The sequence below is a fragment of the Vibrio sp. T11.5 genome (assembly GCF_027587155.1).
Lineage (GTDB): Bacteria > Pseudomonadota > Gammaproteobacteria > Enterobacterales > Vibrionaceae > Vibrio > Vibrio neptunius.
The window spans coordinates 197,382-222,840 of sequence record NZ_JAPPTP010000005.1 but is presented as its reverse complement, the minus strand read 5'-3'; the positions used below and the strand labels follow the sequence as shown (position 1 = coordinate 222,840).

Annotated in this window: 18 protein-coding genes; 10 read left to right on the top strand and 8 right to left on the bottom strand. The window is 45.1% G+C overall.

Features of this window, described 5'->3' with window-relative positions:
• The first annotated feature begins 49 nt into the window (after nt 1-49).
• Entirely contained in the window at nt 50-985 is a 936-nt protein-coding gene (locus OH455_RS08015) for an ABC transporter substrate-binding protein (protein ID WP_269980998.1), read from the top strand.
• Nucleotides 986-998: 13 nt separating this feature from the next.
• Here OH455_RS08015 and OH455_RS08010 read toward each other — a convergent pair whose 3' ends face one another.
• The 3 genes from OH455_RS08010 to OH455_RS08000 form a co-directional block, all read right to left on the bottom strand.
• Nucleotides 999-2,903, bottom strand: coding sequence for a tetratricopeptide repeat-containing diguanylate cyclase (locus OH455_RS08010; RefSeq protein WP_269980997.1), 1,905 nt, complete (start codon nt 2,901-2,903; stop codon nt 999-1,001).
• 131 nt (nt 2,904-3,034) lie between these two features.
• A complete protein-coding gene (locus tag OH455_RS08005) occupies nt 3,035-4,234 on the bottom strand; it encodes an outer membrane protein transport protein (RefSeq protein ID WP_269980996.1) in 1,200 nt (399 codons plus the stop codon).
• Nucleotides 4,231-6,534 carry an Ig-like domain-containing protein gene (locus OH455_RS08000; protein WP_269980995.1) on the bottom strand — a complete coding sequence of 768 codons (2,304 nt, stop codon included), beginning with the start codon at nt 6,532-6,534 and terminating at the stop codon, nt 4,231-4,233. Before OH455_RS08000 ends, OH455_RS08005 begins: the two co-directional genes overlap by 4 nt.
• Before the next feature lie 629 nt (nt 6,535-7,163).
• Here OH455_RS08000 and OH455_RS07995 point away from each other — a divergent pair.
• The 6 genes from OH455_RS07995 to OH455_RS07970 all read left to right on the top strand — a co-directional run bounded on the left by OH455_RS07995 (nt 7,164) and on the right by OH455_RS07970 (nt 13,918).
• Complete coding sequence (locus OH455_RS07995; protein WP_269980994.1) at nt 7,164-8,834, top strand: ABC transporter substrate-binding protein; 1,671 nt, start codon at nt 7,164-7,166, stop codon at nt 8,832-8,834.
• Nucleotides 8,835-8,969: 135 nt separating this feature from the next.
• Nucleotides 8,970-9,890 (top strand): oligopeptide ABC transporter permease OppB, encoded by a 921-nt coding sequence (gene oppB, locus OH455_RS07990; protein ID WP_269980993.1) that lies wholly within the window; start codon nt 8,970-8,972, stop codon nt 9,888-9,890.
• Between the two features lie 14 nt (nt 9,891-9,904).
• Complete coding sequence (oppC, locus tag OH455_RS07985; RefSeq protein WP_004747469.1) at nt 9,905-10,807, top strand: oligopeptide ABC transporter permease OppC; 903 nt, start codon at nt 9,905-9,907, stop codon at nt 10,805-10,807.
• 47 nt (nt 10,808-10,854) lie between these two features.
• Nucleotides 10,855-11,826: an ABC transporter ATP-binding protein gene (locus OH455_RS07980; RefSeq protein ID WP_240457469.1), complete on the top strand. Its 972-nt coding sequence runs from the start codon at nt 10,855-10,857 to the stop codon at nt 11,824-11,826.
• Nucleotides 11,823-12,815 (top strand): murein tripeptide/oligopeptide ABC transporter ATP binding protein OppF, encoded by a 993-nt coding sequence (gene oppF / locus OH455_RS07975; RefSeq protein WP_006959108.1) that lies wholly within the window; start codon nt 11,823-11,825, stop codon nt 12,813-12,815. Before OH455_RS07980 ends, oppF begins: the two co-directional genes overlap by 4 nt.
• 158 nt (nt 12,816-12,973) lie before the next feature.
• Entirely contained in the window at nt 12,974-13,918 is a 945-nt protein-coding gene (locus OH455_RS07970; protein ID WP_269980992.1) for a glutathione S-transferase family protein, read from the top strand.
• Here the strand turns inward: OH455_RS07970 and OH455_RS07965 are convergent.
• The 3 genes from OH455_RS07965 to OH455_RS07955 form a co-directional block, all read right to left on the bottom strand.
• Nucleotides 13,915-14,922: a GGDEF domain-containing protein gene (locus OH455_RS07965; RefSeq protein ID WP_269980991.1), complete on the bottom strand. Its 1,008-nt coding sequence runs from the start codon at nt 14,920-14,922 to the stop codon at nt 13,915-13,917. The genes OH455_RS07970 and OH455_RS07965 overlap by 4 nt on opposite strands.
• A gap of 95 nt (nt 14,923-15,017) precedes the next feature.
• On the bottom strand, nt 15,018-17,162 hold the full coding sequence (gene pta, locus OH455_RS07960) for a phosphate acetyltransferase (RefSeq protein WP_269980990.1): 2,145 nt from the start codon (nt 17,160-17,162) through the stop codon (nt 15,018-15,020).
• Nucleotides 17,163-17,282: 120 nt separating this feature from the next.
• Nucleotides 17,283-18,479: an acetate kinase gene (locus tag OH455_RS07955; RefSeq protein ID WP_206372268.1), complete on the bottom strand. Its 1,197-nt coding sequence runs from the start codon at nt 18,477-18,479 to the stop codon at nt 17,283-17,285.
• Nucleotides 18,480-18,828: 349 nt separating this feature from the next.
• Here OH455_RS07955 and yfbV point away from each other — a divergent pair, with 349 nt between their 5' ends.
• The gene (gene yfbV, locus OH455_RS07950) at nt 18,829-19,281 is read left to right on the top strand and encodes a terminus macrodomain insulation protein YfbV (RefSeq protein WP_206373776.1); all 453 of its coding nucleotides are present in this window, start codon (nt 18,829-18,831) and stop codon (nt 19,279-19,281) included.
• Nucleotides 19,282-19,635: 354 nt separating this feature from the next.
• Here yfbV and ald read toward each other — a convergent pair whose 3' ends face one another.
• Entirely contained in the window at nt 19,636-20,760 is a 1,125-nt protein-coding gene (gene ald, locus OH455_RS07945) for an alanine dehydrogenase (protein WP_269980989.1), read from the bottom strand.
• 174 nt (nt 20,761-20,934) lie between these two features.
• Here ald and lrp point away from each other — a divergent pair, with 174 nt between their 5' ends.
• A complete protein-coding gene (gene lrp, locus OH455_RS07940; RefSeq protein WP_006959094.1) occupies nt 20,935-21,429 on the top strand; it encodes a leucine-responsive transcriptional regulator Lrp in 495 nt (164 codons plus the stop codon).
• Nucleotides 21,430-21,623: 194 nt separating this feature from the next.
• The gene (locus OH455_RS07935; RefSeq protein ID WP_269980988.1) at nt 21,624-24,548 is read left to right on the top strand and encodes a DNA translocase FtsK 4TM domain-containing protein; all 2,925 of its coding nucleotides are present in this window, start codon (nt 21,624-21,626) and stop codon (nt 24,546-24,548) included.
• Between the two features lie 361 nt (nt 24,549-24,909).
• Here the strand turns inward: OH455_RS07935 and dsbB are convergent, their stop codons facing one another.
• Entirely contained in the window at nt 24,910-25,428 is a 519-nt protein-coding gene (dsbB, locus tag OH455_RS07930) for a disulfide bond formation protein DsbB (RefSeq protein ID WP_206373773.1), read from the bottom strand.
• Nucleotides 25,429-25,459: the final 31 nt, after the last annotated feature.

Below are 25,459 nucleotides of genomic sequence, written 5' to 3'. Positions count from 1 at the left end.
CTGACAGATGAACTAATCTTTATTTATGAAGGTTTGTTCGTCTGTTGTTATGAAGATAAATACTGCAAAAGTAATTATTGGCTTAACCTGCTGTTTTTCCTCCAGTGTGATTGCTGAAACCGTTCGGCTTCTTGAGCTGGATTGGTCTAGCCAGCGAGTGCTTACGCACGTATTGGCAGAGATCTTACAATCAAAGCACGTCGATACTGAAGTCATTGCCATTTCTTCAACGCCACAATGGATGTATTTGAGTACAGGCAAAGCGGATATTCAGGTGGAAGTTTGGGAAGGGTCAATGGGGCCTCAATACCGAGAATTGCGAGACAAATCTTTGATTGAAGAAGGTACCACCCATCAAGCAAAGACACGAGAGGAATGGTGGTATCCAGATTATGTTGAAACCTTGTGCCCAGGGCTCCCGGACTGGAAGGCTCTAGAGTCATGCTTTTCCCTGTTCGCAGAAAATGGCGAGCAGGTAGGGACCTTTTATACAGGGCCTTGGGAGAAACCCGATAACGCGAGGATCCGAGCTCTTGACCTCAATTTCAAAGTGATTGTGCTACCCAGCGGGCAAGCGATAAATGAGAAAATTCATCAGTATGTGACACAAAAAAAGCCTCTGCTTATTTTCAATTGGACACCCAACTGGGTAGAGTCTGTCTACGCAGGAAGCTTTATTGAGTTCCCTGCCTATACATATGAATGTGAAGAAGATCCTTCTTGGGGGACAAACCCTAAATACTTGTGGGATTGTGGTAACCCATCCGGTGGCTGGCTGAAAATCGCCATCTCTAATCAGCTTAAAAGTCGTTCTCAGTGCGCTTACGAACTGGTGCAACGCTTTCAACTTAACAATAGAGATATCGCGATGGCAGCCACATTAGTGGATGTTGAGAATCTTGATGTTCAAGGGGCTGCGAAGGCTTGGATCGAACGCAATTCAGAGTATGTTCAACAGCTGCTGGGGTCGGTTAATTGCCAATAAGTGTTTGTTTGCATCAGTGTTGGCAATCAAATGTGATACATCGATTGCGCCCACTTAGCTTCGCTTGGTAGAGTGCTTTGTCGGCGCTTCTGAACATACCATCCCAGTCTTCTTGAATGTCTTGGTAATGGCAAAGCTGAGTTCCGATCGAAATAGTCACCGCAAGGTTTTTCTCTCCTACATTAACGCTATGATCTTCAACACTTTTCCTGACTCTCTCTAAGGTTTCTTCAACGCTATGTGCGCTATCGATAGGAATGATTAGGACAAACTCCTCTCCGCCCCAGCGAGCGACAATATCGTGGCCACGGGTATTTTTCTTTAATTGTTGTGCTGTGGCCTTGAGTACCGTATCACCCACATCATGGCCGTGAGTGTCATTGAATTGCTTGAAGTGGTCAATGTCGATAACACTCAGAGCGTAATAGTCACTCTTTTTTACTCTTTCAGATTGAGATAACCAGTATTCAATATAACGTCGATTGGCTAAACCAGTTAGTGAGTCCGTCGTGTTTTGATTTTTTAGCTCTTTGGTAATCCGCTTCATCTTCGACAGACGTCGACTAACTAGGTAAGCTAATGCGAAGAAAAAGATAATAAACAAAACTTCACGAGTACGTTGAGAACGCAGATTGGTTTGCTGCAATTCATTTTGTGCTTCTAGTAACTGTATTTCACTTTTGTTTAATTGCCTTTCAAGTGCGTTTTTTTCACTCAATATTTCAGCATCGTACGTCTGACGGTAGAAGTTTTGACGTACCTGTGATAGCAATTTCATGTAAGCCAAAGCTTGTTGATAATTCTCCTGTGCCTCATAGGCTTTGACTAATGTGTTGAGAGTTTGAATTTCCCAAACAACTTCGCTGCTTTCTGAGGTGTGCAATGCGTCAAGAACCCTTTTGGCGTAATCGATACTGCTTTGGTAGTCTTGAGCAACGAAACTTGCCTCTGAGTAGGCTTCGTAGCAAGTCGCTAAGGTGAGGTTTGACTGGGTATCGAGAGCCTGACTTTCTTCAATACATTGCTTGGCGAGTGTGAGTGCTTCTTGTGAATTTCCAACGTCACTGTATCGCTGTGACATATTTGATAACGTAGAAAACTTAATCTTATCTGACCCTGTATTCTCTGCTTCTTTGAGTGCCATTAGCATGTATTGTTCAGAGCGCTCTTTTTTGCCCATAGCAAAATCAATGGCACTGACATTGGAGTACATAATGGCTTCAAACAAGCTGTTGTTATAACCTTGTTTCTGATACAGCTCTAGTGCGCGAGTGATGTATGTGTTGGCACGCTTCCACTCGTCTGACTGCATGTAGACAGTCGCGATATTGTTGAGTGTCACGGTCGTTTGAAAGTCATCTCCGATTTCTGTCATTATCTCATAGGCGGTTTTATAATAATTGAGGCTGGATTTAAGATTTGAGCGCTGAGCCTTAACGTTTCCCAGCCAACGATAAGTGCGACCCAGCAACCTCTTATAGCCAATATCCCTAGCAATTGGAATCACTTCGTGGAGCAGAAATTCACCTTCTAAAAGTAGATCTGACTCAATCAAGTGAATGGCTTTGTTTAGCGTCGCTTCTGCACTAATCCACTCAATTTGGCTGTTTTCACCGAGTTTAAGCAGTTCAGGAATCTTGGGTGTTCTTAATCCCTCGTATTTACGGAGATTTTTGAGGCCGAAATAATAAAGGGCTTGTTCAGATACTGATGCGTTCGGTGGCAATTCAATATGTGAAAGTTCGACTTCTCCTGGTTTGCAAAGTGAGTCGTAATAAAAGGTCAACAACGCTTTATGTTCAGTATTCGTGTGTAAGTAAAGATAATCGTTATCCGTTTGGATATGACACGCGGCCAAAGCGGGTAAGGGGAAAGTGAAAATAAGAATTGTGACAATTAACACAAGGTTCGTGGGCATTATTCACCGAGTCAAAAGATACCGATAGCTCATGGTTAAGTTTATCACTATCTATATAGTCTGCCTAACCGCAGAAAAGAAAAAGCCAACTCTTTTGAGCTGGCTTTAGGTGTTGATGTAAAACTAGCAGCTTAAAAAGTGTAGTTTAACTGAGCACCAACCAACCAAGCACGGGTATTGACCGTCGCTTCGATATTGTACTCATCAACAACAGTTTGCGATTCATTAATTGCGGTCTGCATTCCGGTTAAATAACCGATAGACAAATCTAGCTTTAGCTGATCTGTCGCTGCGTATGACCCTCCGAATGTAAACCAGTGTCGATCAGTGTCAGGTATTGACAGTGAACTGATCTGATCGACAGGTGAAAGGTCATACATATAACCTGCCCGCAACTCAATATCTTTGTTTAGTTGGTGTGTAATACCAACAGAAACATGACCGGCATTCTTCCATGCATAATCTTTAATTGATGCGCTGTAATGTTCCGAGGTCAGTTTAGCAAACTCAGACCACGCAACGTACTGTAGGCTGTAGTGTGCGGCCCATTTTGTGTTGAGTTTGTGGTAGCCGGAGAACTCAATGGTGTCAGGGAGAGGAATATCGATACTATTCGTTTTCCCTTGCTCCCAGGCATACACATCTCCATCGGCTGTTAGCTCAGGACTGTATCGATACGACAATCCAAATCGGTTGTCTTCATCAACAAGATAGGCAACACCTAGATTAAAGCCAAGTCCTACACCATTTGCATCAATCCGAAGAGGGGTAGCACTGTTCGGTGTCCGAGATATCTCGCCCTCTCCGTATATAAGATCGATACCGCCACCAAGGGACCAAGATTCATTCAACTGGTAGGCTGCAGAAAAGCCTCCATTAATGCTGCTAAGGTAAGTCTTACCGCCAAAAATAGGGGCCTCAAAGCTATCTTCAAATTCAACGTCGGTACCGAAGTTTGAATGAATCGTCGCGCCTAGTGTCCAGTCTGTACCCTCTAGTGGGTACACCAGATGAGCATTAGGAATAAAGGTGTTGTTGTCCAGCCCTGTATCGCCAATTGCCTGTGTGGAAGAACTAGGCGTAGTGTAGCGGATATTGCTGAAGTCTACTTGGCTGGCAATATTCACTGCACCAATAGAGAACATCGGCTTATCGATTAAACTCATCGCCGCCGCGTTTTTCGCTACAATCGATGCATTATCCGCAATGATTGCATCACCCGCGAATGCGCGCCCTAAACCGGTTGCCGATTGAGCATTAAGTTGAAAGCCTGCGGCATGTGCTTGTAATGTTGCAGATAGAGCTGTGAAGCCAAATATGATTTTTTTCATTCTTCAGCCTCGTCGTTGTTATCTACAATATTGATAAAATCATTATCATCGAGTGTTATAACTTTGCCCTTTGTTTGAATCATTTCTAAAACGGCATCTTGTTGTGTTTGACGAGAGTCCTCTACTGCTTCTATCTCTGAGAAAGATGGCAGCCCAGTTTCATCCATTGGGCCTTCATATGGGAATAGGAACGTGCCGTGACCTCCGACCGTTGCCTTAATGACCCCCCGTATTCCATTTGAATCGCTTGTGGTATCCAAGATCGAGTTGAGTCCAAGAGCGATAATCAAAGGGTCAGTACCCGTCATGACATTGTTATCGGCATTGTTCGGAACGACGGTATCTGGCATGTACTCTCCGACTTCACACTGGGTACCACAATCACCAACGGCTTCAATAAGTAAAGTTGGCTGTTTAGCTTCGCGTTGGCGAGCGACCTTTCCAGCGGGTTCGGAACCATCAATTGTTTGCTGGACGCCATGTTTTAAAACTGGAATTAAAGCGTCAAAGATCTCGTCTTCCAACATTTCAATGCTGTCGCTTAACGGGCCACTGTGATTATTGAGTTGAGTAATACATTCTTCATTGCTTGTATCAGCCGTACATAAATTAGGTATCAAGGTTTCCGCGATGGCGCGTTGAACATCCGCTGATTTTTTCACGGACGCTTCCATTTCCGATCCAAGTGTTAAAGATGACAGAGTCAGGTTAACTAGGCCTTGGCCCGGCACTGCATAGTTTGAGGTTTCTAATTCTAAACCTCTGATTTGACGGCTATCTTGATCATATGTCGCCTCTGTGGTCATCACCGACATAATTCCACCCAGAGAAACGCCTACGAGATGTGCCTCGCGATTAACGTTTGGGTTGCCGAAGTTCATTGCCCATCTAAGGCCAATAAAATCGCTAACCGATTGGTGCAGGTTAGAACGTAAAGTTAAAGGGGAAGTTATATTGATAAAATAGGATTTGTCTGCACGGGCGCTAATAGGTTTTCCCCCCGTTGGGCAGTATGCATCTTCTGGATCTATATAGTCAGAGGCATCACATACCACCCTCTTTCCGTGATAAGGCATATCTATTGCGGCAAAAATGTATTCTTGGCCGTCCTTGACATATTTTTTACTTACTAAGGATGCATCGTCTTTACTGCCCGTTATACCGTGAATAAAAAGTACGGTTGGATTCGATGTATTTTCAATGTAATCGATCGCATCATCTTTGGTCGTCGTTTTACCTGTGATGAAAGGTAAATAAAAGTCAACAGGTATGATGGTAGAGTTGTCGTTGTGTATGGCAATCTTCTCTGTCCAGCTAGTCTTGGAAAAGTATTGTTCTGTTAGGTGTTCGCCATTGACTCCTGTCATCCATTTGTACATTGATGGGCAGTTAGATATAGGGTCATAGCGGTCGAGTATGCAGTTTTTATCAACGGCAGTATCCTGCGTTAATGGCAAATAATAGTTAGCAATCAAGTGAGCTCGGATTACAATATATCGATCCTCTGGATCCGCGGTAGGAAGTCCTTTCTTTTCATATTCGACTGCGCTCCAATCAATAGAGGGTTTATCTATTAGTGTTTGAGTAATGACGTTGTCTATAACCGAGTAGCTATTTTGAGTGGTAAATTTAGCGGCATAAACGAGGTCGTGGTGATTGTCCATTGCGTGGTAAATATCGACAGCCTCTTGGGTTGTGCTTTGCAGCCACTTCTCATGCTCATCTAGCTCACTTGGATCCGCAGTAAGCAGTTGAGTGAATCCACTCGAAGGTTGCAATGGTTTGCCTTGAGTGGTTTTTACTCCATTGGTTACCGCGAGGTAATAGGGAGTACTAGGTTGCAGTGCGGCACGACACTGGATAGTCAACTGACGGCCATCACTTGTCAGTTTTGTGTCGTTGATTTCATTTCCCGAACTATCCAGTAGTAGTATGTTACCCTCCAGCGAAGAGGAATCTATGGCAGGTACTTGACCCGAATTGACGCTATCAAGTGGAATCACGATAGGTTCAACACATAGCCCCCAACCATCAACCGCAGCAAGACTGGTCTCAAAACTCTGGTAGTAGGCCTCGTATTCTTCGTTGCTCGAATAGCTCAGAGGAGATGCAGGTTCATCGGGTAGAGAGAGGGAACCATCGTCATCGTATCCATAGCCATCATTTGGCATTGGAATGCGATTTAATGCAAAAGGAATTTCTACCGCAATGTTTTCTGTGGTGCTTTCTTCACCATCGCAACCAGTGAGTACAAATACGGCAGAGAGTAATGCTGCTAGTATATGGAGCTTTCTCATCATAGAGGTGCCTATACAGTTGTGGGGGGTAGCGGTATATCAATGTGCATACGGCTCGCTCACAAATGATTAAGCTTAAAAAAAGCTAAGAAAAAACTAAAAAACCATATTTTTCATTTGGTTGGCTTATGTTGTCGGTGTGTTAATTATTTGGGGAGGTTGGTTGAGGGGCTGAGTCCAAAATGGGGCATAGAGCACATTGCTTGTGCAACAGAGTGATTAACCTCACAGAATGCTATTTTTGTAAGGGCAATGTAGCTAAATGTTAGGTTGCTTACATAACTTTTGTTAAAATTTCTGCAAAATATTCAGAATAAGATGCTAAAAAGTTGCAGCTTATCAGATAAATAGGCACTTCAATCTGAACCTAAAGAATTTCTTATTCAAATACACTGGTAATCATTTCTTTAGTAGTGTTTTTTACCAAAATGTCGCACTGATCGGAGAATTAAACGATTTTTCGCTACATTTTTATGGCAAATTAATCCAATGATTGATAATGTGTGCCGCAATCTTTGTGCGATTTTAGATTTTTATGCTTAAATTTTGAGCTAAACAGATCTAAATCACTGTCCGTTCTAGTACCGTGCAAAGAAGTCATGGATGCAAATGAAAAACTTGGAGTTTTACACATGTATAAGAACAAAATTACGCGCGCTCTATTTGTTGGCGCGGGCCTCTCTTTAGCTTTAACTGGTTGTGGCGACAAGCCAGAAGAAAAGCAAGCTGCACAGCCAGTACCTACTCCTGAAGCGAAATCAGACTCTCAGAAAGCTGAACTTGCTGACGTACAAGAAATTGTCCGTGGTAACGGTACCGAAGTGGCGACAATCGACCCACACAAATCTCAAGGTGTACCAGAGTCTCACGTCATTCGTGATCTTCTAGAGGGCTTAGTGAACCAAGATGCTGATGGTAATACAGTTCCTGGTGTTGCAGAATCTTGGGAAACAACAGACAACAAAACTTTCACTTTCCACCTACGTAAAGACGCAAAATGGTCGAATGGCGATCCTGTTACGGCTGGCGATTTTGTTTACAGCTTCCAGCGCGCAGTTGATCCAAACACAGCTTCTCCATACGCTTGGTACATGGAATACACCAAGATGTTGAACGCAAAAGACATCGTTGCAGGCAAAAAAGATAAGAGCGAATTAGGTGTTAAAGCAGTCGATGACCACACGCTGGTTGTTGAACTAGATACCGCTGTTCCTTACTTTGTAATGATGATGGGTCACACAACAGTGAAACCTGTTCATAAAGCAACAGTAGAGAAGTATGGTGATCAGTGGACGAAACCAGAACACTTTGTTGGTAACGGTGCGTTTGTTGTTGACAACTGGGTTGTTAACGAGCGCTTGGTACTTAAGCGCAATGAACAATACTGGGATAACGCAAACACCAAGCTAAATAAAGTAACTTTCCTACCTATCGAAAACCAGGTAGCTGAAATGAACCGCTTCCTTGCTGGCGAAATTGATGTTTCTTACGAATTACCTGTTGAACACTTCAAGCGTCTTAAGAAGGAGCACCCAGAAGAAGTATCGGTGACGGGCAACCTATGTACTTATTACTACAGCTTCAATACTAAGAAACCACCATTTGACGATGTTCGCGTTCGTAAAGCCATCTCTTATGCTATTGACCGTAACATTGTAACTGACGCGATCTTAGCGCAAGGCCAAAAACCTGCTTACTTCCTAACGCCTGAGATCACCGCTGGATTCAACCCAGAAATGCCAGCTTATGGTCAAATGACTCAAGCAGAACGTGATGCAGAAGCGGCACGTCTTCTCGCTGAAGCGGGCTATGGTAAAGACAACCCACTGAAATTCAATCTGCTTTACAACACTTCTGAAAACCACAAGAAAATCGCGGTTGCACTAGGTTCAATGTGGAAGAAAACACTGGGTCTAGAAGTTACTCTAGAAAACCAAGAGTGGAAAACTTACCTATCTTCCAAGGACTCAGGAGACTTTGAAGTTGCTCGTGCAGGATGGTGTGGTGACTACAATGAAGCGTCTTCATTCCTAACACTTATGAAGAGTAACAACACTACGGGTGGTGTTCACTACGGCAGCAAAGAGTATGATGAAATCATGGCTAAAGCGATTGCATCGACTTCAGAAGAAGAGCGTCAAGCACTTTATCTAGAAGCGGAAAAGCTACTAGCGAAAGATATGCCTATCGCCCCTATCTACCAGTACGTGAAATCACGTCTACTTTCTCCTAAGGTTGGTGGCTTCCCAGCAAACAACCCAGAAGAGAAGATCTACTCTAAAGATCTCTACATCGTCAAGTAACTCTTGAACTGATCGAACTATAAAAATATAGGCCTGCATGTGAGAAATGACATGCAGTGCCTTTCTGCAATCTGAATTCGTAGAAATTCGGTTGTTTCTTCATTTTTAACTGTCACAGACTGAAAGAGTGAGTTTATGCTTAAATTCATCGCGAAAAGGATATTTGAGGCGATCCCAACTATGTTGGTTTTGATCACTATATCTTTCTTTCTTATGCGTTTCGCACCGGGTAACCCATTCTCGAGTGAACGTCCATTACCGCCAGAAGTTATGGCAAACATTGAAGCTAAATACGGTCTAGATAAGCCTGTATTTGAGCAATACACCACGTACTTGACTAACGTTGTCCAAGGTGACTTTGGTCCGTCGTTTAAGTACCTAGATTACTCTGTAAACGAGCTCATCTCGGTCGCGCTACCGGTATCGGCAAAGGTAGGTTTTATTGCCTTTATTTTTACCGTTATTATGGGAGTCACCGTCGGGACTATCGCAGCACTTAAGCAGAATACTTGGGTAGACTACACCATCATGTCAACCGCCATGTTGGGTGTCGTGATGCCTTCATTTGTGTTAGCACCAGCACTTATCTATTTGTTCTCACTTCATTGGAACCTATTTCCTGCGGGAGGGTGGCAAGACGGCAGCTTGAAATTTCTAGTGCTACCAGTCATTGGCATGTCACTGCTCTACGTAGCGACATTCGCTCGTATCACGCGTGGTTCGATGATTGAAACACTGAACAGTAACTTTATCCGTACCGCTCGTGCGAAAGGTCTAAGTTACCGCTACATCATTGTAAAGCATGCTCTTAAACCAGCACTTCTCCCTGTTGTGTCTTACATGGGCCCAGCATTCGTAGGTATCATCACAGGTTCGGTAGTTATTGAAACTATCTTCGGTCTGCCAGGTATCGGTAAGCTTTTCGTTAACGCTGCATTTAACCGTGACTACTCGCTAGTAATGGGTGTAACCATCTTAATTGGTTTCCTATTCATCTTATTCAACGCGATTGTAGATATCTTACTTGCAATGATTGACCCGAAAATTCGCTACTAACAGGACGTTTGGTTATGTTAACGAAAAAAGAAAACCTAGAAGCGATTGAAAAGTTCTCTGAAAATTTAGAGATCGAAGGTCGCAGTCTATGGCAAGACGCTCGTATCCGCTTTATGCGTAACAAAGCGGCGATGGTGAGCTTGTTTATCCTATTCTTAATGACGCTAGCGGTAATCGTTTTACCGACTATTGCGCCATTCACTTACGATGATACTGACTGGTACGCAATGCACGTTGGTCCGAACGCAGAGCACTGGTTTGGTACCGATAGCTTAGGTCGTGACCTTTATGTTCGTACCTTAATTGGTGGCCGAATCTCACTCATGGTCGGCGTGATGGGTGCGTTTGTCGCGGTATTGATTGGTACGCTTTACGGTGCAGCTTCTGGCTTCATCGGCGGTAAAGTAGACCGAATCATGATGCGTATCCTTGAGATCCTTTACGCAGTGCCGTTTATGTTCCTAGTTATCGTACTAGTTACATTCTTTGGTCGTAATATCATTCTTATCTTCGTCGCTATCGGTGCGATTGCATGGCTAGATATGGCACGTATTGTTCGTGGTCAAACCCTTAGCTTACGCAGTAAAGAGTTCATCGAAGCTGCACACGTTTGTGGTGTGAGTAAGTGGAAGATCATCACTCGTCACATCGTTCCAAACGTACTGGGTATCGTAGCGGTTTACTCAACGCTTCTAATCCCAAGCATGATTCTGACTGAATCATTCCTATCATTCCTTGGTCTTGGTGTTCAGGAACCAATGACAAGTTGGGGCGCACTTCTTCAAGAAGGTGCACAGACAATGGAAGTAGCAATCTGGCAGCTAGCATTCCCTGCAGCGTTCATGGTTGTGACTCTATTCTGCTTCAACTACGTTGGTGACGGCCTGCGCGATGCGCTGGATCCAAAAGACAGATAAGTAAAAAGCAATAAATTATAAAATCTATAAAGATTAAGGAAGCAATGATGAGCTTATTAGATGTCAAAGATCTGCGTGTCGAATTTACCACTCAAGACGGTATTGTTACCGCAGTCAACGATCTAAACTTTTCTCTGAACCAAGGCGAAACTCTCGGTATCGTGGGTGAGTCTGGTTCAGGAAAATCGCAAACAGTATTCTCTATCATGGGTTTATTGGCGAAAAACGGCATTATCTCAGGTAGTGCCAAGTTTGAAGGTAAGGAAATCCTTAACCTTCCAGAAAAAGAACTGAATAAAGTGCGTGCTGAGCAGATCGCGATGATCTTTCAGGACCCAATGACGTCTTTGAACCCATACATGAAAGTCAGCGATCAGCTTATGGAAGTACTGATGCTTCATAAAGGTATGGGCAAAGCGGAAGCGTTTGAAGAGTCGGTACGCATGCTTGAAGCCGTGAAGATTCCGGAAGCACGTAAGCGTATCACTATGTACCCGCATGAGTTTTCAGGCGGTATGCGCCAACGTGTAATGATCGCGATGGCACTACTATGTCGACCTAAATTACTGATTGCCGATGAACCGACAACCGCACTGGATGTTACCGTTCAAGCGCAGATCATGGATTTGCTTAACGAGCTGAAACATGAATTCAATACAGCCATCATCATGATCACTCACGATCTGGGTGTGGTTGCTGGGTCATGTGACAAAGTTCTTGTTATGTATGCTGGCCGTACCATGGAATACGGTACTGTCGATGAAATCTTCTACAAACCAAGCCACCCTTATGCTGAAGGCCTACTCAAAGCTATCCCTCGTTTAGATACGGAAGGTGAGATTTTGCCGACGATTCCGGGTAACCCGCCAAACTTACTACGCCTGCCAACTGGCTGTCCATATCAAGAGCGTTGTCACCGTGTTATGGCTCGTTGTAAGCGTGAAGCGCCAATCCTGACACCATTTGGTGATGGTCGTCAGCGTGCATGTTTTTCAGAATGGGAGGCTTGGGAAAAATGAGTGCAGATAAAAAATTAATTCTGGATGTTTCGGATCTTAAAGTTCATTTCAGCATTGCGTCTAAGTCCGCTTGGCCTTGGTCTAAGCCATCGAACCTGAAAGCCGTTGACGGTGTTAATGTGCGCCTTTATGAAGGTGAAACATTAGGTGTGGTAGGTGAATCGGGTTGTGGTAAATCGACGTTTGCGCGTGCCATTATCGGTCTAGTTGAAGCGACCGATGGTGAAGTGGTTTGGCTGGGTCAAGACCTGACTAAGATGCAAGATGTGCAGCGACGTGAAACGCGTAAAGAAATTCAGATGATCTTTCAAGATCCGTTAGCATCACTTAACCCACGTATGACGGTTGGGGACATCATCGCTGAACCTCTGGAGACTTTCTATCCTGAGTTGTCAAAAGAAGAAGTAAAAGACCGCGTTAAAGAGATGATGGCTAAAGTTGGTCTTCTGCCTAACGTAATCAACCGCTACCCTCATGAGTTCTCAGGTGGTCAGTGTCAACGAATTGGTATTGCTCGTGCACTTATACTCAAGCCTAAGATGATCATCTGTGATGAGCCGGTTTCTGCTTTGGATGTGTCTATTCAGGCTCAGGTTGTCAACCTTCTCAAAGAGTTGCAAAAAGAGCTAGGGTTATCTCTGGTCTTTATTGCACACGATTTATCAGTAGTTAAACATATCTCTGACCGCGTATTGGTAATGTATTTGGGTAATGCTGTTGAACTGGGTGAAGCCGAATCGCTATTCGCTGATCCTAAACACCCATATACACGGGCTTTGATGTCAGCGGTGCCAATTCCTGATCCGCATCTTGAACGCAATAAGCAGATCGAAATGCTGGAAGGTGATCTACCATCTCCAATCAGTCCGCCGTCTGGTTGTGTATTCCGTACTCGTTGCCCTCAGGCAACAGAAGCGTGTGCTAATACGAAACCGTCTATACAGGGCAGTGATGTTCATGCTGTATCTTGCCTGCATGTCAGTGTCTAGCCGATTCAGCCTGTGACGGGCTTAAGCGCGGCGTCCTTCGGGAGTCGCGCTTTTTTTACTTCAAATATTTCGAACAACAAAGCCAACTTATTCTGCTTTAGAGTAAGCTGGCTTTTTTTATACTTAGTCTATCGATATTAATCAGTTGAGAGTGTGATATGGGCAAGTTAGTAGAAGGTAAATGGCAAGACGTTTGGTATGACACGAAAACCAGTGGCGGCAAGTTTGTCCGAGAACATGCTGGGTTTCGACAACGGGTAGAAAACAAGCCTGATGCGAAATTTCAGCCTGAATCAGGCCGCTATCATTTGTACGTATCGCTCGCTTGCCCTTGGGCCCATCGCACCCTCATATTCCGAAAACTGAAAAAGTTAGACGCGCATGTTGATGTGACTGTGGTATGTCCGGATATGATGGGAGAGGGATGGCAAATGGGCTTGCCTGAGCCTTTATTTGGGCACACTCGGATGCACCAAATCTACACTCAAGCTAAGCCAGATTATACAGGTCGCGTTACGGTGCCGTTGTTGTGGGATAAAAAGCACAATACGATAGTGAGCAACGAGTCTTCTGAGATTATCCGCATGTTTAACTCAGAGTTTAATGAACTTACGGGCAACCAAGATGATTATTACCCCAATGAATTGAGAGCGTTGGTGGACGAGTGGAACGATTACATCTATCCCAATGTCAACAATGGCGTATATCGTTGTGGGTTTGCGACGGCTCAAGAAGCCTACGAAGAAGCTTACGATAACTTGTTTGAAGCGCTTGATCGGATCGATACATACCTAGCAAGCCACCGTTATCTTGCAGGTGATACTATCACGGAAGCGGATTGGCGATTGTTTACAACATTGATTCGATTTGATGCTGTGTATGTCGGCCACTTCAAATGCAATAAGAAACGCATCGTCGACTTTCCAAACTTGCACGGATATATGAAAGAGTTATATCAGGTCGAAGGGATTGCAGAAACGACCGATTTTTATCACATCAAACGTCATTACTACTTTAGCCACACAGGAATCAACCCAACGCAAGTGGTGCCCAAAGGACCCGAGCTTGACCTAGAATCTGCTCATGGCCGTGGGCACATTTAAATAGCAATAACCTGATCACGGCCCTGTGATTTCGCTTGGTACAGGGCCGCATCTGTTATCTTCATTGTTTCGTCAATTCGGACGATTCCTTCCTCGACCACCAATTCGCATAAACCTCCACTCAGCGTCACTTGTAGAGTTTGATCTCCAATCGATATGGGTGTTTTACTTAACTTTTCTCTCAGTGCGTTGGCAACGCTAAACGCGCTTGTTTTATCGGGCGCTGAAAAAATCGTGCAAAACTCTTCGCCGCCGACTCGATAAAACGCATCTTGGTGGACTTGCTGACCGACGATTTGAGCGACCATTTTTAATACAGTGTCACCTGCTGCATGGCCATAGTTGTCGTTGACTCGTTTAAAGTGGTCGAGATCAAAGTGCACAAGGTAGTGATTGTGAGCTAAATCCGGATTGTTTGACGTATCAGCTTCAAGCGCCAAGCGATTTTTTGCGCCGGTCAATGGATCGAGGAGGGCAGCATCACTAAGCTTGCCTTTGATCTTGGTTTGCATATCTTCATGAACAAAAGAGATTGCCCAAATTAGAAAATAAGGAATGGTGAAGTTGACCAAGGTATAGGGTGTCGAGTTGATTAAAGGTGGGTAAGAGGCAAGGATAGAAATCGCAACTAAATAGAAGCCGAATGTGATGGCTGAAGCGATATAACGGTTAAAAAATATATGGTACAACGCGGGAAAACAAAATGCCCAAAAAACCAAAACAGAGTAGCCATCTGCCACTGCCATGCTGTAGATAAGTAGGGCAGTGAGGCCTGAAATTACTAGCGCAGAATGCCAAGGCCTGTAATGGCCGAACTCGATTCTCAAATACACATAGATGCAAATAGCAGTATAGATAGAGTCGATAACACCGAACTTTGGTAAGTCCCAGAAAAAAAAGTTAACAATCGTAAAGCCTGTGCCGGTGAACGCCAGAAAAAAGCTGGTGATCTTCAGAACATTTTGTTCGAGTGAGGCTTGTGATGAAAATAGCTTTACTGACATTTGAAACCCAAGCATGACGTTTGGGGTAAGTGTAGCAATAAAAAAAAGCAGCGGTAAAATACTGCTGCTTTTTCATTAACATAAACCAATAACGCTTAGTTTTGCTCTTGGTCCGCCTGAATGGCGGTCAGTGCGATTGTGTAAACAATATCGTCGACTAGTGCACCGCGAGACAAGTCGTTTACGGGCTTGCGCATACCTTGCAGCATTGGACCGATAGATACTAGGTCTGCTGAACGTTGTACCGCTTTGTATGTTGTGTTGCCCGTGTTTAGGTCTGGGAATACAAATACGGTCGCTTTACCTGCCACTGGAGAGTTTGGTGCTTTAGAAGCTGCCACGTTTTCCATGATAGCCGCGTCGTACTGAAGAGGACCATCGATGACAAGATCAGGACGCTTCTCTTGAGCCAGTTTCGTCGCTTCACGTACCTTATCAACGTCTGCACCCTTACCAGATTCACCGGTAGAGTATGAGATCATTGCAACACGTGGGTCGATACCAAATGCGGCTGCAGAATCTGCTGATTGGATAGCGATTTCAGCAAGCTGTTCCGCTGTTGGATCTGGGTTGATTGCACAGTCGCCGTAAACCAGTACTTGATCAGGCAGAAGCATGAAGAATACTGAAGATACAATAGACGCGTTCGGTGCAGTCTTGATGATCTGGAATGGCGGGACAATCGTGTTTGCTGTTGTATGGACAGCACCAGAGACCAGACCGTCAACTTCGTTGTTCTCAAGCATCATAGTGCCTAGGAATACAGAGTCTTGTAGCTTCTCACGAGCAACAACTTCAGTCATGCCTTTCGCACCACGTAGTTCAACTAAACGAGCAACGTAGTTTTCGCGGATAGCGTCAGAATCAATGATCTGAACACCTGCGCCAAGTTCAACACCTTGCTGTGCGGCAACACGTTTGATCTCTTCTGGGTTACCCAGAAGTACACATTCTGCAATACCGCGCTCGGCACAGATAGCCGCCGCTTTTACTGTGCGAGGTTCATCACCTTCAGGCAGAACGATACGTTTACCTGCACGACGAGCGAACTCAGTAAGCTGGTAACGGAATGCTGGTGGGCTTAGACGGCGTGATTTTTGAGTGCCTTCCGTCATAGACTCAATCCAGTTGCCATCGATGTGGCCAGCAACGTGTTCGTTGATGAACTCGATACGCTCTTTATCATCTTCAGGTACTTCAAGGCTGAAGCTCTGTAAGTTCAGAGATGTCTGCCAAGTGTTGCCCTGTGCTTTGAAGATTGGAAGGCCAGTATCGAACGCTGGCTTACACAGACCAACGATTTCTTCAGGAATGTCGTAACCGCCAGTCAGAAGTACTGCACCAATATCGACACCATTCATTGCTGCAAGTGCTGCTGCAACGATGACGTCTGGACGGTCCGCAGAGGTTACCAACAAAGAGCCATGCTTAAAGTGCTCAATCATGTTTGGTAGTGAACGTGCACAGAACGTGATGCTCTTGATACGACGAGTGTCGATATCACCTTCGTTGATGATGTCAGCATTAAGGTGCTTCGCCATATCGATTGCACGAGTTGCAATCAGGTCGATGCTCCATGGCACACAACCAAGAACGCGGATTGGAGATGTGTTAAAGATCTCCATCACTTTCATTTCGTTTTGCTTCGCGCTGTCTGCATCATCAAAGATTTCTGACAGGTCTGGGCGAGTTCGGCCTGCTTCATCAACTGGAGCGTTAAGCTTGTTGATGATAACGCCTGAGATATTCTTGTTCTTAGTACCGCCGAAGTTCGAACATGCGACTTCGATACGCTCTTTAAGCTGTGCAGGGTTATCTGTACCTGGTGTCGCAACAAGCACGATCTCTGCGCCAAGTGTTGCCGCGATTTCTGCGTTCACTTGGTTCGCAAACGGGTGCTTACGAGTAGGTACAAGACCTTCAATCAATGTAACGTCTGCGTCTTTATTGATCTGATTGTAACGCTCTACTACTGTTTCCAGCAGCTCATCCATGTTGTCATTACCAATAAGGCTTTCAGCGATAGACATCGCCAAAGGTTCACCGATCTTCATATCGCTGTTATGACCAACGATCGTTGAAGTCAGATCGGGCTGATCGCCACCTGAACGTGGCTGACAAATCGGTTTGTAAAAAGAAACCTTAACGCCTTTGCGCTCCATAGCGCGAAGAACACCCATGCTTACACTAGTAAGACCAACACCAGCGCTGGCAGGGATAAGCATAATAGTACGAGACATTCGTAGAGTACCTTTAGCTATTTTAGATAAAAGCCCAACTTCGTATTCCCTGCAATGGAATAGGAGTTACGCCCCTTAGTAAGAACACCGGCTGACTTACAAGTCAGCCGGTTGAGTCCATTAAAGACCTGCTAGACGTGCAGTGTCTTCTGCGATAACAAGCTCTTCGTTAGTAGAGATAACCATCGCTGGGATGCGGCTGTCAGATGTAGTGATAGTACCTTCGCCGCCGAAACGTGCTTTCAGGTTGGCTTCACCGTCAACTTCGATACCGAATACGCCCAGACGGTTAAGAACCATCTCGCGGATTGGACCAGAGTTTTCACCGATACCACCAGTGAATACGATCGCATCAAGACGGCCTTCTAGAGTCGCCGTGTAACCAGCAACGTATTTCGCTAGGCGATGGCAGAATACATCCATAGCGCGAGTTGCTTCTTCTTTCTCACCATAGTTGTCTTCAACGAAACGACAGTCAGAGGTCACTTCAGTCAGACCAGCAAGGCCAGATTCTTTAGTTAGCATGTTGTTGATTTTCTCAACTGAGTAACCAAGAGTATCGTGTAGGTGGAAGATGATCGCAGGGTCAATGTCGCCACAACGCGTACCCATTACCAGACCTTCTAGAGGAGTCAGACCCATTGAAGTGTCTACAGATTTACCGTTTTTAACCGCACATACAGATGCACCGTTACCTAGGTGACAGTTGATGATGTTAACTTCTTCAACTGGCTTACCAAGGATATTAGCAACTTCACGAGTGATGAATAGGTGCGAAGTACCGTGCATGCCGTAACGACGGATACCGTGCTCTTTGTACAGGTTGTATGGAAGAGCGTATAGGTAAGACTCTTCAGGCATTGTTTGGTGGAAAGCAGTGTCAAACACAGCAACGTTTTTCAGTGCTGGGAAAGATTTTTGCGCTGCTTTGATGCCGATGATGTGAGCAGGATTGTGAAGAGGTGCTAGAGTTGCACAGTCTTCGATACCTTTAAGAACGTCGTCAGTAATAAGTGCCGACTGAGTGAACTTCTCCCCGCCGTGTACAACACGGTGACCGATTGCTGCTAGGTTCTCAGAAAGCTCTGGCTTAGAAGCAAGAATAGTTTCTACCATGAACGCTAGAGCTTCTTCGTGAGCTGCGCCGTTGCCTAGTTGAGCTTCGTGCTTACCGTCAAGTTTCCACTTGATACGAGCTTCAGGAAGGTGCAGACATTCTGCAAGGCCTGTTAGATGCTCATCACCGCTTTCTGCGTCGACAACAGCAAATTTAAGAGAAGAACTACCGCAGTTTAAAACTAAAACTAGCTTAGACATGAGTGACTACCTGTAATAATCAATTAGGATAAAAAATTAATCACAAGAATAGACGAAGCTCACAGGCTGCGTACTAGTCTTGGTCAAAAAAGCTTCAAATTCCGTATGAAAAGACAGCAGCGATTCCCAATCACTGCTTATGCATCCGCTGCAGAAAGGTCCCGAAAGTTGCTTAAATTGTAAATAACAGCAACAATGAGATTGTGGGCCCGCAGAGGATAGCGATAATAGGTAATAATAACAAAAAAATTTGAAAGAATATTAACTTTCATCAATTTTTTACGCTGAAATTTGAATCTTTCAACTTATTTTTAGTTTTACAGGCCTGAGACTGGAGTGAGAGAGTCCTATGAGTAATAAAGTCGGTTTAGTTCACAACCTTCGTGATGGGCAAAAGTACATGGAAATTTGGCCTACGCGCAAAGAACTCAATTTGCTGTTCCCAGAGCAACGCATTATCAAAGCCACCAAATTTGGTGTAAAAGTGATGCCCGCGATCGCCGCGATTAGTGTCCTGACCCAAATGGCCTTCAATAACTATACAGCGATGCCTCAGGCGGTGATTATTGCCTTGTTTGCTATTAGCATGCCGATTCATGGTATGTGGTGGCTCGGTAATCGTGCGAACACCCAGCTTCCTCCAGCGTTAGCGGGTTGGTACCGTGAACTTCACCAAAAAATTGTTGAGAGTGGATGCGCGTTAGAACCGCTGAAAAGCAGACCTCGTTACAAGGAGTTGGCGCAGATCCTAAACCGTGCTTTTCGTCAACTGGATAAGCATGCTCTAGAGCGGTGGTTTTAGGGGAGGGAACGGACTTCGTCCTTCGGGATTTTGGAACGGGCTACGCCCTACAGAACGCTCTGCTTCGAGAATCGGGAACGGACTTCGCTGTTCTAGAGAAGAACGATGCAATATGCCGTCATTCCCTAGACTGACGAAGGAGGGAGTAGGGAATCTCCATAAGCTTGCGACTTTCGTTAGAAGATCCCCAACTCGGTCGTGCCACCCTCTCGGGGATGACAGTTTAATTTATTGAAATAAAGAGTTGAACGACGTACCAACCCTGCATAGTTTTCCCGCATCCCGCATCCCGCATCCCGCATAAAAAAACGCTCACCGAAGTGAGCGTTTTCTCTTATTTAATACTATTCAACATTAGTTGAACATTGCGATAGCGTCAGCTGGGTTTACGTAATCAAGATCGAAGCTTTCTGCTACTTCTTTACACGTCACTTTGCCATGGATTACGTTCAAGCCTTCTAGGAAACCATTATCTTCCAGTAGAGCTTCACGGTAACCTTTGTTCGCTAGCTTAACAATGTAAGGAAGTGTTGCATTGTTTAGAGCGAATGTAGAAGTGCGAGCAACAGCACCTGGCATGTTAGCAACACAGTAGTGAACTACGTCGTCAACGATGTAAGTAGGATCTGCGTGAGTCGTTGCGTGTGAAGTTTCGAAACAACCGCCTTGGTCGATGGCAACGTCAACAACTGCTGCGCCTGGCTTCATCTTAGCGATGTGCTCTTTAGTCACTAGTTTAGGAGCAGCAGCGCCTGGGATAAGAACTGCACCGATGACGAGATCAGCATCTAGAACATGCTTCTCAATAGCATCTTCTGTAGAGTAAACCACTTTTGCGCGGCCTTGGAATTCTTCGTCAAGACGGCGTAGGGTATCAACATTACGGTCCAGGATAGTTACGTCAGCGCGCAACCCAACAGCCATACGTGCGGCGTTTGCACCTACAACACCGCCGCCAACAACAACAACTTTAGCTGGCTCAACACCTGGTACACCACCTAGTAGTAGACCACGACCACCGTGAGATTTCTCTAAAGTTTGTGCACCTGCTTGAATAGACATGCGACCTGCTACCTCAGACATTGGAGCAAGTAGTGGCAAGCGACCCATATTATCTGTTACAGTCTCATATGCTATACAGACAGCTTTGCTCTTGATTAGCTCTTCAGTTTGTGGAAAATCTGGTGCTAGGTGCAAATAAGTAAATAATATTTGTCCCTCACGAAGCATAGCTCGCTCAACAGCTTGGGGTTCTTTGACCTTTACAATCATTTCTGCTTGCGCGAAAACGTCAGCAGCGGTAGGAAGAATGGATGCGCCTACAGCGATGTAATCATCGTCTGAAAAACCAATGCCAGAACCGGCCTTGGTTTCTACAAAAACTTGGTGACCTTGAGATACTAGCTCGCGAACGCTGGCTGGGATCATGCCAACACGGTATTCGTGGTTTTTGATTTCCTTAGGTACGCCAATGATCATCCTGACTCCTCATTTTATTTTGGTTGTATAAACTATATTGGTTGTATTAACTGTATGTAGGGTAATTCTATCGAATTAATATCTAGTATAGATACGATTGAATAAAATTTGATACTGAATATTAAAAAGTTGTAGTATATTTTTTTGCAAGGAAGTAATAAGGTGGAATAAAAAATGGCAGACAACAATAAGAAGCCGTCTAAGGATCTAGACCGTATCGATCGCAACATTCTAAACGAACTGCAGAAAGACGGTCGTATTTCAAACGTTGAACTGTCTAAACGAGTTGGTCTTTCACCAACACCGTGTTTAGAACGTGTTCGTCGTCTGGAACGTCAAGGGTACATTACGGGTTATACAGCTTTGTTAAACCCTCAGTTCCTTGATGCCTCACTGCTGGTTTTCGTAGAAATTACGTTAAACCGTGGTGCTCCAGATGTGTTTGAACAGTTTAATGCAGCAGTGCAGAAGCTCGATGATATTCAAGAGTGTCACCTAGTATCAGGTGACTTTGATTACCTATTGAAGACTCGAGTGTCGGACATGAGTGCATATCGAAAGCTCCTAGGCGATACGCTTCTGCGTCTTCCTGGCGTTAACGACACGCGTACGTACGTCGTTATGGAAGAAGTGAAGCAAACAAACCAGCTAGTTATCAAAACGCGCTAAACTTTGCTTAATAGCGTAATACCTTTCGATATTCTGACTTAAGGTAATTGGGTTTTAAGTCCTGATATGGTTAAATCAATAGTCCGAGTGGCATAGCTGCTCGGACTATTTTTTTCCTTACTGATTAGCCGGATGGATGTTCTGCCATACGAGCTTTAGCCGGCAATCAGTATTACGCAGTTGATAAGTCGGTTATGTTCAAAGAGAACAAAAATAAAGTTGAAACAATAATCAAAACTGGAGAAGAGCCTCACTCCTCTCGTCTTGATGGGCCTCAGCGTCTTAAAGAGTGCAGTCTGATTGTGGTTGTGCTGTTTTCTATATTATTGTCCGTTGCATTAGTCACCTTTAATCCCGCTGATCCTTCATGGTCCCAAACGGCTTGGGGAGGTGATATACATAATGCAGGAGGGCTCGTCGGGGCATGGGTTGCCGATACACTATTTTTCACATTTGGTTCTCTTGCATATCTGATACCCCTTGTTATGACTGTTACGGCTTGGGTGATGCTAAGGACTCGAGAAGAAAACGAGTCAATTGATTTGATGCTTTGGGGTACTCGTTTTCTCGGATTAGCGATACTTATTCTGACCAGTTGCGGCCTAGCAGACATTAACTTCGACGATATCTGGTATTTCTCGTCCGGTGGTGTCATTGGCGATGTGTTGACCAGTCTAGCGCTGCCCACTCTCAATATTTTGGGCACGACTCTGGTATTACTGTTTTTATGGGGCGCAGGCTTCACCTTGTTGACTGGGATCTCTTGGCTCAACATTGTCGATAGGATTGGGGAAGTGGCGATTAATCTTATCACTAACCTTGTTAACCGAGCGCGCCGAGAAAAAGACGAAATCCTTGAACCTGAGTTGATGGTGCCTGAAGAAACCTCCCCGCAGGCCGTTGAGCAAACTAACCAGGATGAGGTGTTGTTTGTTTCGGAGTCAGAGAAACAGCCACGCCGTTTCAATATCCACATGCCTGAAGTGCGTCAAGAGGCCAAAGTAAGCAAGCCTGTCAGTGAGAGTGTCGAGGTAGACAATGCAGTGGTTGAACCTAATGCGTCAATACCCATCTCTGAGCCCGCCCCCATAGAGGAAGTGACTGCTACCCCTCATACTCAAGCGTTTGACGAAACAATTCAAGACGAGCGCTTAATGCAACTGGGCTCAACGATAGAAGAGCTGGATGCTGTGGCTCAAAGTGAAAATGATTTTGCCACCCAAGATCGCCGAATTGAATCAACAAACAACCCAGAACCTGAGGAAGAAAACGTCATTGTTGACGAGGCCGAAGTTGTCGATGATCCTGTGAAAGGCATGCCATGGAGCGTCGAACAGAGTGATGAAGAACAGACCCTTGTTCAACCAAACATTGACCCTGTAGCACTTGAAAGAATTTCAGATGCTGTTGAACCTGAAAACGCTCATCAGCTACCCAATATTTCAACATTTGATGTTGCGGATGAGGAAACCAACGATAGCGATCTTGTTGAAATCGAAGAAGTGAATCAAGATGATGATGTTGCTGCGTTCCAAAACATTGTTGCTGATGCTCAGGCAAAAGTAGTAGCTCAGCAGAACCCATTCCTTGTCCAGCAAGATACTAACCTTCCGATGCCAAAAGAGCCGATGCCAACATTGGAGCTTTTATATCACCCTGAAAAGCGCGAAAACTTTATTGACCGCGCTGCCTTGGAAGAAATAGCCCGCTTGGTTGAAGCTAAGCTTGCCGACTACAAGATTAAGGCTGAAGTGGTCGATATTTTCCCTGGTCCTGTCATTACTCGATTTGAGTTAGATCTAGCACCAGGGGTGAAGGTGAGCCGTATTTCAGGTTTGTCGATGGACTTAGCCCGCTCATTGTCCGCGATGGCGGTTCGTGTTGTGGAAGTGATACCGGGTAAACCATACGTGGGGCTTGAGTTACCAAATATGAGCCGACAGACCGTATACTTCTCAGATGTTGTGGGGAGTCAGCACTTTATTGACGCTAAATCACCGACAACGGTCGTACTTGGTCAGGATATCGCAGGTGAAGCAGTTGTCGCAGATCTGTCGAAGATGCCGCATGTGCTTGTCGCGGGTACCACGGGTTCAGGTAAGTCAGTGGGTGTTAACGTGATGATCTTGAGTATGCTGTACAAAGCGACTCCCGAAGAAGTGCGTTTCATCATGATTGACCCGAAAATGCTTGAACTATCGGTATACGAAGGTATTCCACATCTTCTCTCTGAAGTGGTTACTGACATGAAAGACGCGTCGAATGCGCTGCGTTGGTGTGTGGGTGAGATGGAACGTCGTTACAAACTGATGTCCGCACTTGGCGTACGTAACATCAAAGGCTTTAACGACAAGCTTAAGATGGCCGCAGAAGCGGGGCATCCGATTCACGACCCATTGTGGCAACCGGGTGATAGCATGGACGAAACTCCACCATTGCTTGAGAAACTGCCTTACATTGTGGTTATTGTCGATGAATTCGCTGACCTGATGATGGTTGTAGGCAAGAAGGTCGAAGAGCTAATAGCCCGTCTGGCTCAAAAAGCGCGTGCTGCGGGTATTCACTTAATTCTCGCTACCCAACGTCCATCTGTTGACGTCATTACTGGCTTAATCAAAGCTAATATTCCAACTCGTGTTGCGTTCACCGTATCAACCAAAACCGACTCTAGGACCATTCTAGATCAAGGTGGTGCCGAATCATTATTGGGTATGGGTGATATGCTTTATCTTCCACCGGGGTCGAGCCACACGGTGCGTGTTCACGGTGCCTTTGCTTCAGATGACGATGTTCATGCGGTGGTAAACAATTGGAAAGCGCGGGGTAAGCCCAACTATATTGACGAAATCACCAATGGTGACCAGGGCCCAGAGGCACTGTTACCAGGCGAGAAGCCAGAAGGTGAGGAAGAGATGGACCCATTGTTTGACCAAGTTGTGGAACACGTTGTACAGTCACGCCGTGGTTCTGTATCTGGTGTGCAGCGGCGCTTTAAAATCGGCTATAACCGTGCAGCTCGTATTGTTGAGCAACTAGAGGCTCAAGGGATTGTGAGTGCGCCTGGGCATAATGGAAATAGGGAAGTGTTAGCGCCAGCACCCGGTCGAGAGATGAACTAACGGTAAAGCCGTTAGGAACGGGCTGCGCCCTGCGAGATAAGACAAAGCAGGGTGCTCTGAATCGAGATTGGAATGCCTCTAAGAGATAGGCCGTCATTCCATAGACCGACGAAGGAGGGAGTAGGGAATCTCTATGGTCTCTTAGCTTACTTTGGGAGATCCCCAACTCAGTCGTCTCTCCCTCTTGAGGATGACATGTGTTTAAGCAAAGGTTGATGCTGTGTCCGCCTATCTAGTTTTCCATAACAAAGTCCGTTCCCGCATCCGTTTTCCATAGCGAAGCGTTCCTGCCTCATTCCAAATCCAAAAGGGCTGACATCATATGTCAGCCCTTTATTTTTTTGTGTGCTTTCGCCTCTCGCTACTTGCTCTTCGCAAATTGCGCAATAACGATCACCGCTAATGTCGCTAGATTTGCTGCGAAGATGACCACCAGCCACTGTGGCATCGAAAGTGACAGAAACTGCCACACAACTTTGCTGCAGTCGCCAAAGGCTTCGAACATCCATGGCACCCATTTGTTTAGAGGTGCCCAATCGGGGAACGTAACAAACAAATCACAGGTTGCAAACGGAGAAGGGTTGAATTGGTAATCAACGTGCTCCAAAGCTAGCATTAAGCCTTTATATGAACTTGCTCCCCATGCCGCGAGTCCTAAACTGCGTAACGCTGTGCTGTTTGGTGCTATCAAACCGACTAAGGCCGCGGCACCGATTCCAAGCATAGCGACGCGCTCGTAGATACACATAACACAAGGCGCGAGCAGCATGACATGTTGAAAATATAACGCTGCAACCTCAAAGAAGATGACAAAAGCTAATAGCAGTAACCAAGACAGGCGTGATTGGGAAAAAGACTTAATGGTAGAAAGAATGTTCACAGAGATATCCTGTTATAAAAAAGCTCTGACT

Bases quoted from the DNA above. Each gene is read 5' to 3' on its own strand.
- OH455_RS08015 (WP_269980998.1), top strand. From the start codon at position 50: ATGAAGATAAATACTGCAAAAGTAATTATTGGCTTAACCTGCTGTTTT.
- OH455_RS08010 (WP_269980997.1), bottom strand. From the start codon at position 2,903: ATGCCCACGAACCTTGTGTTAATTGTCACAATTCTTATTTTCACTTTC.
- OH455_RS08005 (WP_269980996.1), bottom strand. From the start codon at position 4,234: ATGAAAAAAATCATATTTGGCTTCACAGCTCTATCTGCAACATTACAA.
- OH455_RS08000 (WP_269980995.1), bottom strand. From the start codon at position 6,534: ATGATGAGAAAGCTCCATATACTAGCAGCATTACTCTCTGCCGTATTT.
- OH455_RS07995 (WP_269980994.1), top strand. From the start codon at position 7,164: ATGTATAAGAACAAAATTACGCGCGCTCTATTTGTTGGCGCGGGCCTC.
- oppB (WP_269980993.1), top strand. From the start codon at position 8,970: ATGCTTAAATTCATCGCGAAAAGGATATTTGAGGCGATCCCAACTATG.
- oppC (WP_004747469.1), top strand. From the start codon at position 9,905: ATGTTAACGAAAAAAGAAAACCTAGAAGCGATTGAAAAGTTCTCTGAA.
- OH455_RS07980 (WP_240457469.1), top strand. From the start codon at position 10,855: ATGAGCTTATTAGATGTCAAAGATCTGCGTGTCGAATTTACCACTCAA.
- oppF (WP_006959108.1), top strand. From the start codon at position 11,823: ATGAGTGCAGATAAAAAATTAATTCTGGATGTTTCGGATCTTAAAGTT.
- OH455_RS07970 (WP_269980992.1), top strand. From the start codon at position 12,974: ATGGGCAAGTTAGTAGAAGGTAAATGGCAAGACGTTTGGTATGACACG.
- OH455_RS07965 (WP_269980991.1), bottom strand. From the start codon at position 14,922: ATGTCAGTAAAGCTATTTTCATCACAAGCCTCACTCGAACAAAATGTT.
- pta (WP_269980990.1), bottom strand. From the start codon at position 17,162: ATGTCTCGTACTATTATGCTTATCCCTGCCAGCGCTGGTGTTGGTCTT.
- OH455_RS07955 (WP_206372268.1), bottom strand. From the start codon at position 18,479: ATGTCTAAGCTAGTTTTAGTTTTAAACTGCGGTAGTTCTTCTCTTAAA.
- yfbV (WP_206373776.1), top strand. From the start codon at position 18,829: ATGAGTAATAAAGTCGGTTTAGTTCACAACCTTCGTGATGGGCAAAAG.
- ald (WP_269980989.1), bottom strand. From the start codon at position 20,760: ATGATCATTGGCGTACCTAAGGAAATCAAAAACCACGAATACCGTGTT.
- lrp (WP_006959094.1), top strand. From the start codon at position 20,935: ATGGCAGACAACAATAAGAAGCCGTCTAAGGATCTAGACCGTATCGAT.
- OH455_RS07935 (WP_269980988.1), top strand. From the start codon at position 21,624: ATGTTCAAAGAGAACAAAAATAAAGTTGAAACAATAATCAAAACTGGA.